The organism is Streptomyces sp. A01 (assembly GCF_059026195.1).
This window is the reverse complement of record NZ_JBWLKN010000014.1, coordinates 193,934-206,506: the sequence shown is the minus strand read 5'-3', so window position 1 is coordinate 206,506 and position 12,573 is coordinate 193,934. Positions and strand designations below refer to the sequence as shown.

The window sequence follows — 12,573 nt, the reverse complement described above, 5'->3', positions numbered from 1 at the left end:
CGGCGCGGACCGGCCCCATCGGCCCGCTCGGCGCCTGACCGGCGGCGGGTCACGTAGACAGCTGCTTCTCGAACCAGAGGTGGGCGTACGGCTCGTCGTTGAAGGCTTCGACCTCCTGGAAGCCGCAGGAGTGGTACAGGCTGATCGCGGCGCTGAGTGCCTTGTTGGTGTCCAGCCGCAGCACTCCGCCGCCGTGCTGGGCGGCCCGTGCCTCCAGCTCGGCCAGGAACCGGCGGCCGAGTCCGAGGCCGCGGGCCTGGGGCGCCACCCACATGCGTTTGATCTCGGCCGGGGCGCCGGTCGGCAGTTTCAGGCCCGCGCAGCCAACGGCCCGGCCGTGCAGCCGGGCGACCAGGAACAGGCCGTGCGGCGGGCGCAGTTCGCCCGCGTCGGGGAGCAGGCTCCGCGCGGGGTCGAAACCGGTCTCGAAGCGCTCCCGCATCTCGGCGAAGTAGGACCGCAGGCAGCGCTCGGCGTCGGGGTGGTCCGGGTCGACGACGTCCAGCGTGACGGTCGAGGCGGTCAGCAACCGGTCGACCTCGGCCATGGCGGCGACCAGCCGGCCGCGCTGGGACGCGTTGAGCGGCTCCAGGAGCGAACTGGCCAGCTCGTCGCTGCGACCGTCGAGCACGGCGCGCTCCGCGCGGCCCGCGGCGGTGAGCCGGACGGTGCGCACCCGTCTGTCGCGGGGCTGCGGCTCCACCGTCACCAGGCCGTCGGCCTCCAGAGTGCGCAGCAGGCGGCTGACGTACCCGGAGTCGAGACCGAGGCGCTCGCGCAGCAGCCGTACGTCCTGGCCCTGCTCGCCGATCTCCCAGAGCAGCCGGGCCGCGCCGACGGGCCGGTCGCGGCCCATGTAGTGGTCGTGGAGTACTCCCACGCGTTCGGTGACGGTGCGGTTGAAACGCCGCACCTGGTCGATCTGCGCCCCATCCATTCTCTGACTCTAGTCAGGTAACGCGTGCGAGGGCCAGCGGGGCGGGCGAGGAGGAGAGGCGGAGAAGGGTGTTGCCGGACGAGCTATCCCGATATATCGTTGACGTATCGCGACCGATCAACGATGCGACGTTGGTGGGTGAGCGATACACAGAAACGTGAGCAGAGATACGAAAAGGAGCACCACCATGCATGGACATGGACATGGACACGAGCATCACGGGCCCGGCCGTGGCGGCTGGGGCGATTCCGAGGGGCGTCGCGCGTTCGGGCCGTTCGGCCCGCCGTTCGGGGGCCCGCCCTTCGGCGGCCGGGGGCGTGGCGGGCCGCGTGGCAGGGCACGGCGCGGAGACGTACGGGCGTCGATTCTGGCACTGCTGCGCGACCGGCCGATGCACGGCTACGAGATGATCCAGGAGATCGGCGAGCGCAGCGGCGGCGCCTGGCGCCCCAGCCCGGGTTCCATCTATCCGACGCTGCAACTGCTGGAGGACGAGGGTCTGATCACCAGCGTCAGCGAGGGCGGCAAAAAGCTCTTCACACTGACCGACGAAGGACGCTCTGAGGCCGAAGCCGGCCCGCAGGCGCCGTGGGAAGAGGCGGGCCGAGGCGTTGACTGGGAGACCGCGCACGAGATCCGGCAGGCCGGTTTCGAGCTGATGGAAGCGCTGGGGCAGGTATGGAAGACCGGCAGCAAGGAGCAGCGTCAGAAGGCGCTCGCCGTCATCGGCGAGGCGCGCAAGAAGCTGTACCTGATCCTCGCCGACGAGGGCTGACCGACCCGCGGGACGTCCGGGTCAGCGGCAGTCGTCGCGGCCCGGGCGGCCTGGCGAGCAGCCGCTCGACGTGCTCCCGGCTGAGCCCGTGCGCCGGGTCCACGGGCAGCAGGAGCTGATCCCGCCGCCAGCGGCTGCGGCGTACGAGGCGCTCCGGAATGACGTCGTCCACCCAGGCGAACGGACGGCCCGCCGCGAAGCGCAGCAGCGGGGCCCACTTGCGACCGGCGAACAGGTCGAGCGGGGGCAGCTTGGGGTCGCCCGGCTGCGCCCGGTAATGCGTGAACTCCACGACCGGCAGCTGCGGCAAGCCGAGCAGCGGCGCGATGAGGCGGTTGGCTTCGTGCTCCCAGGTGGTCGCCCAGACCAGGTCGTATGAGCCGGACAGCTCACGTAGCCAGCGCCCGTGCTCGTCGGACAGCAGCACGGTGAACTCCCGCACCTCATGGGCGGTGAAACCGGCGGTTGGCAGCACCGGGTTGAGGACGCCGTCGATGTCGAGGAAGAGCAGTGGCCGGACAGTCATAGGGTCTCCTCGGCTCTCCTTTGTCGGCTCAGTCGGCTCAGTCGGCTTTGTCGGCTCTGGCGGCCGGGCGGTGCCTGGTCGCGAGCGGCGCGGGAGGCGGCGCGGGCCACGTACCCCGGCGGGCCGTCGCCCGTGAGTGGGGACGTGGGCCGGACGGGGATGGTTGCGACTCGCGTGGGTACCCGAGCGCCCGGAAGTCCCGAGAGGGGGCTTCCGGTCTCCTCCGTAAGGATGACCCCCTGGTCGTCGGTCCCCAACCACCGTGGGAGGCGTAAATGCTCCCCCGCGCGGATGCTTCGGGCGACAGGGGCTGATGGGGTGAGAGTGTGCAAAGTCGTATTCCCTCCTCCAGCCCGGCAGGAACGGCCGGCCCGGTCGGCCCCACCGGCGGGCCGGACGACCCGGATCGTGCCGGTGTCGCCGGTGCGGGCGCCGTGAGCGCCGCGCTCGGCGACGAGCTGGCCTCGGTGGTCGCCGGCGCCCGCAGGCGCGCCCACCGCGACGGTGACCGGCAGATCGACACCGCTCATCTGCTGCACACCCTGCTGGAGTCGGGTCCGCGGGTGACGTCGGCTTTCGACGGCGGTCCGCCGCAGGTGGCCCGGCTGCTCGGCTATCTCGCGCAGCGAACCATCGGCTACGGCCTGCACTGGCACGGAACGGTGGAGGATTCGGGAGCCGTTCCCGTCGTGCGCGAGGGCGACGCGCAGTGGTCGCCCGCCGTGGACGCGGCGATGGCGAGAGCGAGCGAGCGCGCCAGGTCGCGCGGCGCGGCCGTCGCCGGAGGGCTGGACTTGCTGGCCGCGCTCACCGACGACCGCGAGTGCCGCGCGGTGGATGTGCTGCAGCGGGCGGGCGTGGACCTGGAGTCGCTGGCCGCACGGCTTGCCCCGGACAGTGCCAGGAGTGAACTGGGTGACGGTCCTGTCGTGAGCTGACATGATGTGCCGATGCACGCGTCCAAGGGAAGGAGCGTCGGCCTCGGACTCGCCGTGGCGTCGGCGCTCACATTCGGCAGCTCCGGCATCGCCGCGAAACCACTCATCGAAGCCGGGCTGGAACCGCTCCACGTGACCTGGCTGCGCGCGGCGGGCGCGGCCCTGCTCCTACTGCCGGTCGCCTGGAGCCGCCGGGCCATGGTCGCCCGGCACCCGGCGCTCCTCGCCGGGTTCGGGCTGCTGGCCGTCGCGGGCGTCCAGGCGTGCTACTTCGCGGCGATCTCCCGCATCCCTGTGGGTGTCGCCCTGCTCGTCGAGTACCTCGGCCCGGCGCTCGTCCTCGGATGGGTCCGCTTCGTGCAGCGGCGGCCGGTGTCGCGGGCCGCCGCCGTCGGCGTCGCGCTGGCTGTCGGAGGACTGGCCTGCGTGGTCGAGATGTGGGCCGGGCTGAGCTTCGACGCCATCGGGCTGCTGCTCGCCCTGGGTGCCGCCTGCTGCCAGGTCGGCTATTTCATCCTCTCCGACCACGGCGGCGACGGGGAGGAGGCCGCGGACCCGCTCGGCGTCGTCGCGTACGGCCTGCTGATCGGCGCGCTCGTGCTGACCCTTGTGGCGCGGCCGTGGGGACTCGACTGGTCGGTGCTCGCGGGCCGGGCGGAGATAAACGAGGTCAGGGTCCCGGCGGTGCTGCTGCTCGGGTGGCTCGTGCTGGTCGCCACCGTCGTCGCCTACCTCACCGGTGTTCTCGCCGTACGCAGCCTCTCGCCCCAGGTGGCAGGCGTCGTGGCCTGCCTGGAAGCGGTGGTCGCGACCGTACTGGCCTGGGTGCTCCTGGGCGAAAGGCTGTCCCTTCCGCAGGTGCTGGGCGGGGCGATGGTGCTGGCGGGCGCGTTCATCGCGCAGACCTCCGTCCCCAAGCGAGCCGCCGCCGAGCCGGTCGCGGGGGCGTCGCCGAGTCCGTCACCGAGTCCGTCATCCGGGGCACCGGGCAGCGAGCCGCCGACGAGTGCGGTGGCGGTGGGTGACCGTGCGGGCGACGGCCATGCCGTGAACGACGGTGCGGACCACGGCCATGCCGCCCATGACCGGGTGGTCCCTGGCCGTGCGGACGGTGGGCGGCGTCCGGGAACGGACGATGACGAGCCCCGACCAGCTGCCGAAACGGAGTTGTCCGGCGACTCCCGGACCGCATAGTGTGCTGATCATGCCGATGACTGTTCTGCCGCCTCCTGCCGCGTAAGGCGGGCGGCCACCACAGGAAGACCGAGTTCGGGGCGCGGCCCTGAGCGGTTGGACGCTGCCCGCGAACGGGACGACGCGACCAACTCAAGCTGATTTTCAGCTGTCTTCCGTGGGAGAACAACTCGTGCTCACTCCTCTCCACCCTGCCCTGCCCGTGGGCCGGGGGCTGGCCTATGTCACCTTCGCCGCGACCACCTGGGGCACCGCGGGCGCCGCTGCCGCACTGTTGTACGGAAGCAGTGGCCTCGGCCCCCTGGCGCTGACCTTCTGGCGCACCCTCGGCGGGCTGGTCCTGCTGCTGCCTGTGGTGCTGCTGCGCGCACGCCGCAGGACGTCCCCCGCCGCCCCGCGCCCGCGCGAGTCACGACGGAACAAGGCGGTCCGGATTCTTGTCACCGGGCTGGCGCTCACCGTTTTCCAGGCCGCCTACTTCCAGTCGGTCGACGCGACCGGCCTCGCCGTCGGCACCGTGGTCACCCTCGGCGCGGCCCCGGTGATGGTGGCGCTCGCCGGGCAGGTCACCGGTCACGAACGGCTGGGACTCGGCAGCGCGTTCGCGATCGCCGGAGCACTTCTGGGACTTCTGGTGCTGGTGCTCGGAAGCGACGGCACCGGCGCCGTACGCCCGGCGGGTGTCGCCTTCGCGCTGCTCTCGGCCGCCGGGTACGCCACCGTCACCGTGTACACCCGGCACCTCGGCCGGGACGGCGGCGCCGCTGACCCGTACACCACCACGCTGACGTCCTTCGCCGTCTGCACCGTGAGCCTCCTGCCGTTCGCGGCCGCGGAGGGCCTCTGGCCGCAGGCGCACGACCTGGGGCGGACGCTGGGGCTGATGCTGTACATCGCCGCGGTGCCCACCGCGCTCGCCTACGGTCTGTACTTCACCGGACTGGCCGTCGTGCGCGCCACGACCGTCTCGGTGATCACGCTCATCGAGCCGGTCACCGCGGCGGCCATCGCTGTCGTCGTGCTCGATGAGGAACTGACCGCCGCGACCGTGGTGGGCACGGCCGTACTGCTGTGCGCGGTCGCCGCGCTGGCCGTGGCGGAGGCGCGCGAGGCGGCGGCGGCTCGTGGCGCGGCGGCGGCGCAGGCGAGCTGAAGCCGGACGGTCCGCCGCGCTCGCGGCTGCTCCGGAGCACGAGCTTGGTCACGCCATTCCGATGCGCCGCGCGCACCAGGTTCCTTACGCCTGGTGCGCGCGGCGCGCCGTTGCCGCCGCTGGCTCAGCCGGTCGCTACCGACCAGCCGCCGCGCCGCAGCTGGTGGGCGAGTGCCTCGGCGTCGCGCGGCGCCGCGCGCGAGGCCAGCGCGTCCGCCGTGCGCCGCCGGGTCTCCTCCGGCTTGTGGTTTGCGTACTTGAACTTGGCGCGCACGCCGGTCACTTCGAGCCGCAGCCCGCGGATGCCCGAGAGGCTGTGCCCGTACGGCTCCTGACCGGCGGCGACGGGCGCGGAGCCCCCTTCCGGCTGGAAGTGCGCGAGCTGGCTGGTGAGCAGCGCGGCCTTCTCATCCGGGTCGTCGACGATATGCGCCACGCAGGTCAGCTGCACGGCGGCGTAGAAGCTGGTGGGCACGCCGTGCTCGGGCGGGATGTCGCCGGCGGCCAGCCACGGGCCGGGGACGAAGACGTAGTCGTCGGCGACGCTCAGCAGCACGGTCGGCCGCGCCTCGATGGCGGGCCACGCCGGGTTGGGGCGGGCCAGGTGGATGAGCACCTCACCGCGCGACGCGTCGTACGCGAAGTGGGTGGGCTGTACGAGCGGGGCTTCGCCCGCCGGGCCGTTCACCGCGAGGTGTCCGAAGTCGTGTTCCGCCAGCCACTCGCGCCACTCGGCGTCGTCGTGGGCGGCGTCCCAGGGGTGTATCAGCATGGCGTGGACTGTCCTTCGTTCAGTTGCCGGCGAGGTAGCCGGGGAGGGCGATACCGGTTGCCAGGTCGGCGGAGGGCAGCGGCGTGCCGATTCCCTTGGTGACGGGCAGAATTCCGGCCCAGTAGGGCAGGGAGAGGTCTTCGGGCTCGTCGTCGGGGCCACCCTCGCGGACCTTGGCCGACACCTCGGCGAGATCGAGCCGGAGCACGGTGGTGGCCGCCAGCTCCTTGGCGTTCGGGCGGCGTGAGTCGGCGGCCCGGCCCGGCACCACGTGATCGACCAGGGCGTCCAGGGCGGCGACGCGCTCGGCGTCGTCGGTGACCTGGCGGGCGACGCCGTGCACCACCACGGAGCGGTAGTTGACGGAGTGGTGGAACGCCGAGCGCGCGAGGACGAGGCCATCGACATGGGTGACCGTGAGGCACACCGGCAGTCCGGGCTCCCGGTCCGCTTCGGAGGCGCCGGGCGCGCCCGCCATGCGCAGCGGCCGCGACCCGGTCGAGCCGTGTACGTAGAGTGTTTCGCCCACGCGGCCGTAGAGGGTCGGCAGCACGACGGGCGCCCCGTCACGCACGAAGCCCAGATGGCACACGTATCCCTCGTCGAGGATCGCGTGGACGAGATCGCGGTCGTACGAGGCGCGTTCGCGGGAGCGGGTGGGCACGGTCCTGTCGGTGGGCGTATACCCGGCGTGAGCGTCGTCCGCGCCTGGTGCGTCGCTTGCCGGACCGGCGAGGGACGAGGCGGTGAGAGAAGCGTCGGCAGCCATTGCGCTCTCCATTGTATTAGTGCATACTTTCGTTTGTGCTAGGAGAGTATCGGATTGAGGGGCGGCGTGCCGCTGATATCGCCGCCAGTGTGGAGCGGGCGGTCGGTTCAGGGAGCCTGGGGCCCGGTGAACTGCTGCCGCCCATGCGGGAGCTGGCGGTCGAGTTGGGGGTCAATCCCAATACGGTGGCGGCCGCGTACCGATCCCTGCGCGACCGTGGAGTGATAGAGACCTCGGGGCGCAGGGGCAGCCGGGTGCGCCCGCGCCCGGCGAGTACGGCCCGCGAGGAGATAGGCGTCGATACGCCCGAGGGGACCAGGGACCTCGCGACGGGGAACCCGGACCCCGCGCTGCTGCCCGCGCTCGATGACGCCCTCGCGGTGGCCGCCGGGCGTCACGCGCGACGGCCCGCTCTCTACGGGGCGCCGCTGATCGTCCCCGAGCTGGGGCGGCTGGCGCGCGCCGCCTTCGACGCCGATGGCGTGCCCGCCGGGCCCGTCGCCGTCACCTCGGGGGCGCTCGACGCCATCGAGCGTGTGCTGGCCGCCCATATGCGGCCTGGGGACGCGGTCGCGGTCGAAGACCCGGGCTGGGGGAGCCTGCTGGACCTGATCCCCGCGCTCGGGCTCCGCCCTGTGCCCTTGGCGGTCGACGACGAGGGCCCCCTGCCGGACCAGGTGGAGGCGGCAGTGCGCCGGGGCGCCCGGGCGCTGGTCATCACCAGCCGCGCGCAGAACCCCACGGGCGCCGCGGTCAGCGCCGGGCGTGCCCGAGCGCTGCGCGCCGTGCTGGCCGCACAGCCGGGCGTGCTGCTGATCGAGGACGACCACGGGCACGGCATCGTCGACCTCCCGCTGCACCCGCTGGCGGGAGCCACCGATCAGTGGGTGCTCGTCCGCTCGACCGCCAAGGCGTACGGACCGGATCTGCGGCTCGCGGTGCTCACCGGAGACCCGGTGACGGTGGACCGGTTGGGCGGCCGGTTGCGCCTTGGCCCAGGCTGGGTGAGCCATCTGCTGCAGAACACCGTGGTGCGGCTGTGGGAGACGGGCGCTGTGCGGCCCGAGCGGGTCGCCGCCGCGTACGGCGAGCGCAGGGATGCCCTGATATCGGCCTTGCGGGAGCGGGAGACAGCCGCGTACGGCCGCAGCGGGATGAACGTGTGGGTGCCGGTTCCTGACGAGACCGGCGCGGTGGCCCGCCTGCTGCGCGCCGGGTGGTCGGTCGCCCCGGGAGCGCGCTTCCGGGTGGACTCCCCCCAGGCGATACGGCTGACCATATCGACGGTCGCCCCGGAGGAGATCGAGTCGATCGCGGACGCCGTGGCGTCCGCGATTCGGCCGGCCCTCGCCGGCCGCTTCGGCTGACAGCTCCCGCCACGCGCCACGCGCCACGCGCCACCGGACCGGCGCCTGACCGGTCGGCGACGCGCGATCGTGACGGCCGGCGCCTGACCGGGTCGGCGGCACGTGACCGTGAGGAACGGCGCCTGTCCAGGCTGGCTACGCGTGACCGTGAGGAACGGCGCACCGTGGCTTGTCGGCGCCCCGGACCTCACCGACCGCTTCGCGCCTTCCGCGGGGTGCGCTGGGTCAGTGCCGCGCCCGCCAGCACGATCACCGCGCCGACCGGGGTGTTCCAGGTCAGCGCCTCATTGAGGACGGCGACGCCCGCCGCCGTCGCGATGACGGGGATGAAGTAGGTGACCAGCGTCGCCGTCGTGGGCCCGACCTCGGCGACCAGTCCGTACTGGAGAAGGAAGGCGAGCCCGGTGCCGAGCGCGCCGAGCGCGAGGACGGACAGCAGCGGAACGACGGGGAACGAGGAGGGGAAGGGGGCGAAGACCGGAGTGACGACGGCGAGTTGAGCGGTGCCGAGCAGCAGCTGACCACCGGCCATCGCGAGGTTGGAGTTCTGCGAGCTCGCCAGCGTGCGGCGTACGTAGATCCAGCCGACCGCGTAACTGAGGGAGGCGGTCAGCGCCATCGCCGTGCCCGCCGGGTCCTGCCCGGAGAAGCCCTGCCAGGCGCCCAGCACGGTCAGTACGCCGACGAAGCCGATCCCCAGTCCCGCGATCCGGCGCCGGGTCGGCCGGTCCTCCGACAGGGCGACGAGCGAGAGCACCATGCCCCACAGCGGCGTGGTGGCGTTGCAGATCCCGGCCAGGGTGGACGAGATGTGCAGCTCCGCGTACGCGAAGAGGGTGAACGGCAGGGCGTTGAGGAGGAAGGCCGCGACGGCGAGGTGACCCCAGGTGCGGGCGTCCCGCGGCAGCCGCTGCCGCTTGACCGCGAGCACCGAGAGCAGGACGGCCGAGCCGAACAACAGCCGCCCGAGGGTGACATACAGCGGTGGATAGCCGTCTGTGCCGACCTTGATGAGCAGGAAGCTGAAACCCCAGATGAGGGAAAGGACAGCGAAGCGCAGGCGCCAGTCGAGGAGGGCGCGGCGCCTCCCGGTGGGCGCGGTGGTCCCGTCGGCGGCGCCCACGGTGGGGGGCCGCTGTCCGGTGGCCTGGTCTTCGCTCCGCTGCGCGCGGGGCGCGGGGTCGGCGGAGGCATGGGCGGTCGCGGTGCCCGCTGAATCGGCCGGGGCCGCGGGAGAGGCCGATCGCGCGTCCGTGGCGGCGGGGGAGGAGAGAGAGTTGGGGACGGAGGGGACCGTGAGGGCGCGAGAGGCGGAGGGTGTGCGCATAGACATCACCATGGTGGTTGAAACCACTTAGGACAATCGATATTTCGTCCGCTGCATCGCGTAGCATTGCTTACATGTTGAATCTGGACCGCCTGCGGACGCTGTACGCCGTCGCGCGCCACGGCTCCGTCAGCGCCGCAGCCGACGGGCTGCACGTCACCACCTCCGCCGTTTCCCAGCAACTGGCCAAGCTCGAACGGGAAACCGGCCAGCAGCTCCTCGCCAAGAACGGCCGCGGCGTGCGCCTGACCGACGCGGGGAGGCTCCTCGCCGACCACGCCTCACGCATCCTCTCCCAGGTCGAGCTGGCCCAGGCCGACCTGGAGGCCCAGCGCGGCCAGGCCGTCGGCGAGCTGCTTCTGGGCGCGTTCCCGACCGCCGCCCGCGGACTGTTCCCCAACGCGCTGGCGCGGCTGCGCGTGGACCACCCCCAGCTCCGCGCCCGGCTTCAGGAGATGGAACCGGACGAAGCGGTACCGTGCGTGGTGCGCGGTGACGTGGACCTCGCGGTGGTGCTCGACTGGTACAACAAGCCGCTGCCCATGCCCGGCGGGCTCGTCAAAGCGCCACTGCTCGACGACCCGGCCGATGTCGCGATGCCCGCGTCGCACCCACTCGCGAACCGGGACGAGGTCGACCTGGAGGAGTTCGCCGGCGACGAGTGGGTCTCCTGGCCGAAGGGAGAGTTCTGCCATGACTGGCTGATGCTCACGCTGCGGGGCGCTGGCATCGAGCCGCGCATCTCGCACATGGCGGAGGAGCATCACACCCAGCTCGCGCTGATCGCCGCCGGACTCGGCGTCGCCGTAGCGCCACGGCTCGGCCGGGGCCCGGTGCCGGACGGGGTGAGGGTGGTGCCCGTACGCCACACGATGCGTCGGCACATTTACGCGATCTGGCGCGCGGACGCCGACCGCCGACCCTCCATCCGCGCGGCTGTGGACGTGCTGCGCGCTTCCGCGCGTGAGATCGACGCCTGACGCGTCCGCCCGCCGGGTGGCGGTCGCGGGCCTGCGGCTGAGCGCACCGCGTCGAGTCGGGCGGGCACCGACTGGGCGGAAAAGACAGCGAAGGTGCACGAAGGGCCCGAAGGAGCAGGGTGCAGGCCGACGGAGGGCGAAAGAACACGAAAGAGCTGTGGGCTCCGGGTCAGCGGGGGAGTTTGGTGAAGTCCCAGGAGACGACGGCTTCCGGGCGGAGCCGCAGCCAGGCGTGCCGCCCGTCGAACGGCAGCGCGTCGAGCCCGAAGTACTTGGTCGCGAAGAGCCGTTCCGGCACGTCGAGCTCCGCGTGGGGCTCACCGCGCCGGGGGACCTCGCCCACGATCTCCACAGCGCCGCTCAGCTCGACCCCGCGCAGCTCGCCGTAGTCGTGCCCGTCGTCCACGACGACCGACACCCTCGGGTCGTGCGCCAGGTCGGCCCACCGGCGGCTGCGGGTGAGGGAGTAGAGCCAGAGCGTGGAGCTGACCCAGGCGAACCACAACGGCACCACATGCGGCCGCCCCTCGGCCGAGACCGTGGCCATCCGGCAGGTGCGCTGCGTGCCGAGGAAGGCATCCAGTTCCTGCGGCGTCATCATGATCCGTCGGGCCCGTCGCTGTGTGGCGACCATCCGGTGTCCACCTTCCCTCGGCTGCCGTCCACCGGCTGCTGTGTTTCCCGCATCATGGGGTTTCCGCCGTGACGGTGCAATGGCGACCGGCCGCACATGGGCCGCAGACGGCCGCAGACGGCCGCAGACGGCCGCACACGGCCGCACACGGCCGCGCCGGGTCGACCGGCTCGTCCGAGACTCGTAGCGGGAGGGACCGCATGGCGTCATCCGCAGCTCAACTGCCCACGCTCGTCGACCCGTCGACGACGGTGCTGCTCACCGTCGAATGCCAGCGAGGCGTCGTCGGACCGGACAGCGCCATGCCCGACCTCGCGCACGCGGCGCGCGGGTCCGGAGCCCTGCGTAACGTCGCACGCCTGACGGAGGCCGCCCACCAGGCCGGGGTCCAGGTCGTGCACGCGGTGGCCGAGCGGCGGCCCGACGGCCGAGGCGCGAACCACAACGCGCGGCTCTTCCACGCCGCGGAGCGGCTGCCGGTGCAGCAGCTCGCCGGAAGTACGGCGGTGCGGATCGCCGAGCCCATCCCTGTGACGGCCGACGACCTGGTGGTGCGGCGGTTGCACGGGCTGTCGCCGCTGGCGGGGACGGGGGTGGACGCACTGCTGCGTAACCTCGGCTGCCGGACGCTGATCGTCACCGGTGTCTCGGCGAACGTGGCGATACCGAACACCGTCTTCGACGCGGTCAACCTCGCCTACACCGTCGTCGTCCCCGCCGACGCCATCGCGGGCGTACCACGGGAGTACACCGGAGAGATGGTCCGCCATACCCTGGCCCTGGTCGCCACCATCACGACGACCGACGACCTGATCGCGTGCTGGCGGCGGCGCCCACGCACCAGGGCGCGGTGAGCTGAGGCGCTCAGGAGAGCGCGGGAGCCGCGAGCGACTGGCGCCTCCGGCCGGATGCCCTGGGCGCCGCCCGTCGCCCGCTCCGAGCAGCGGGGAGCGGTGCGGAGCACCGGACAGACAGGCCAGGGGCCTTGGGCCGAGTCGGTGCCGGGCGGCTCGGCGGCGGGCGGTCGACTGTCACAGGCCGGACGCCGGTTCGTCAGGCGCCAGTTCGTGAGGGGGGCGCCGGGGGCGGCGCCATCAGCGGGCTGACGCCGGGGCCGCCGCCGATGCTCAGCGACTCGGCGGCACCGTTCGGCGTGCGGCCTGTGTCCCCTGGCCCTGCCCCGCGCCACCACTCGTACGCG

The 12,573-nt window shown here is 72.7% G+C and carries 13 protein-coding genes; 7 read left to right on the top strand and 6 right to left on the bottom strand.

From position 1 onward, the window contains the following. Nucleotides 1–49: 49 nt before the first annotated feature. Entirely contained in the window at nucleotides 50–937 is an 888-nt protein-coding gene (locus tag AC5P1B_RS20790) for a bifunctional helix-turn-helix transcriptional regulator/GNAT family N-acetyltransferase (RefSeq protein ID WP_493888817.1), read from the bottom strand. 187 nt (nucleotides 938–1,124) lie between these two features. Between AC5P1B_RS20790 and AC5P1B_RS20785 the strand changes: the two genes are divergently transcribed. Then, nucleotides 1,125–1,712: a PadR family transcriptional regulator gene (locus AC5P1B_RS20785; RefSeq protein WP_493888816.1), complete on the top strand. Its 588-nt coding sequence runs from the start codon at nucleotides 1,125–1,127 to the stop codon at nucleotides 1,710–1,712. Here AC5P1B_RS20785 and AC5P1B_RS20780 read toward each other — a convergent pair. Further along, entirely contained in the window at nucleotides 1,660–2,238 is a 579-nt protein-coding gene (locus AC5P1B_RS20780; RefSeq protein WP_493888815.1) for an HAD domain-containing protein, read from the bottom strand. The two genes, AC5P1B_RS20785 and AC5P1B_RS20780, sit on opposite strands and share 53 nt — an antisense overlap. A gap of 326 nt (nucleotides 2,239–2,564) precedes the next feature. Here AC5P1B_RS20780 and AC5P1B_RS20775 point away from each other — a divergent pair, with 326 nt between their 5' ends. The 3 genes from AC5P1B_RS20775 to AC5P1B_RS20765 all read left to right on the top strand — a co-directional run bounded on the left by AC5P1B_RS20775 (nucleotide 2,565) and on the right by AC5P1B_RS20765 (nucleotide 5,523). After that, nucleotides 2,565–3,176: a Clp protease N-terminal domain-containing protein gene (locus tag AC5P1B_RS20775; RefSeq protein ID WP_493888814.1), complete on the top strand. Its 612-nt coding sequence runs from the start codon at nucleotides 2,565–2,567 to the stop codon at nucleotides 3,174–3,176. 12 nt (nucleotides 3,177–3,188) lie between these two features. Next, nucleotides 3,189–4,370 carry an EamA family transporter gene (locus AC5P1B_RS20770; RefSeq protein WP_493888813.1) on the top strand — a complete coding sequence of 394 codons (1,182 nt, stop codon included), beginning with the start codon at nucleotides 3,189–3,191 and terminating at the stop codon, nucleotides 4,368–4,370. Between the two features lie 157 nt (nucleotides 4,371–4,527). Beyond that, entirely contained in the window at nucleotides 4,528–5,523 is a 996-nt protein-coding gene (locus tag AC5P1B_RS20765; protein ID WP_493888812.1) for a DMT family transporter, read from the top strand. A gap of 124 nt (nucleotides 5,524–5,647) precedes the next feature. Here AC5P1B_RS20765 and AC5P1B_RS20760 read toward each other — a convergent pair whose 3' ends face one another. Next, nucleotides 5,648–6,295: an FMN-binding negative transcriptional regulator gene (locus tag AC5P1B_RS20760; protein ID WP_493888811.1), complete on the bottom strand. Its 648-nt coding sequence runs from the start codon at nucleotides 6,293–6,295 to the stop codon at nucleotides 5,648–5,650. A gap of 19 nt (nucleotides 6,296–6,314) precedes the next feature. After that, the gene (locus AC5P1B_RS20755; RefSeq protein WP_493888810.1) at nucleotides 6,315–7,064 is read right to left on the bottom strand and encodes a pyridoxamine 5'-phosphate oxidase family protein; all 750 of its coding nucleotides are present in this window, start codon (nucleotides 7,062–7,064) and stop codon (nucleotides 6,315–6,317) included. A gap of 35 nt (nucleotides 7,065–7,099) precedes the next feature. Here AC5P1B_RS20755 and AC5P1B_RS20750 point away from each other — a divergent pair, with 35 nt between their 5' ends. Next, entirely contained in the window at nucleotides 7,100–8,431 is a 1,332-nt protein-coding gene (locus AC5P1B_RS20750) for an aminotransferase class I/II-fold pyridoxal phosphate-dependent enzyme (RefSeq protein WP_493888809.1), read from the top strand. 187 nt (nucleotides 8,432–8,618) lie between these two features. Here AC5P1B_RS20750 and AC5P1B_RS20745 read toward each other — a convergent pair whose 3' ends face one another. After that, on the bottom strand, nucleotides 8,619–9,758 hold the full coding sequence (locus AC5P1B_RS20745) for a DMT family transporter (protein WP_493888808.1): 1,140 nt from the start codon (nucleotides 9,756–9,758) through the stop codon (nucleotides 8,619–8,621). A 74-nt stretch (nucleotides 9,759–9,832) separates the two neighbouring features. On the opposite strand from AC5P1B_RS20745, the gene AC5P1B_RS20740 reads away from it, so the two are divergent. Continuing rightward, nucleotides 9,833–10,738 carry a LysR family transcriptional regulator gene (locus AC5P1B_RS20740; protein WP_493888807.1) on the top strand — a complete coding sequence of 302 codons (906 nt, stop codon included), beginning with the start codon at nucleotides 9,833–9,835 and terminating at the stop codon, nucleotides 10,736–10,738. A gap of 169 nt (nucleotides 10,739–10,907) precedes the next feature. Here the strand turns inward: AC5P1B_RS20740 and AC5P1B_RS20735 are convergent, their stop codons facing one another. Next, on the bottom strand, nucleotides 10,908–11,372 hold the full coding sequence (locus AC5P1B_RS20735; RefSeq protein WP_493888806.1) for a pyridoxamine 5'-phosphate oxidase family protein: 465 nt from the start codon (nucleotides 11,370–11,372) through the stop codon (nucleotides 10,908–10,910). 200 nt (nucleotides 11,373–11,572) lie between these two features. Here AC5P1B_RS20735 and AC5P1B_RS20730 point away from each other — a divergent pair, with 200 nt between their 5' ends. Beyond that, nucleotides 11,573–12,226, top strand: a complete 654-nt coding sequence (locus tag AC5P1B_RS20730; protein WP_493888805.1) for a cysteine hydrolase family protein — start codon at nucleotides 11,573–11,575, stop codon at nucleotides 12,224–12,226. Nucleotides 12,227–12,573 lie beyond the last annotated feature (347 nt).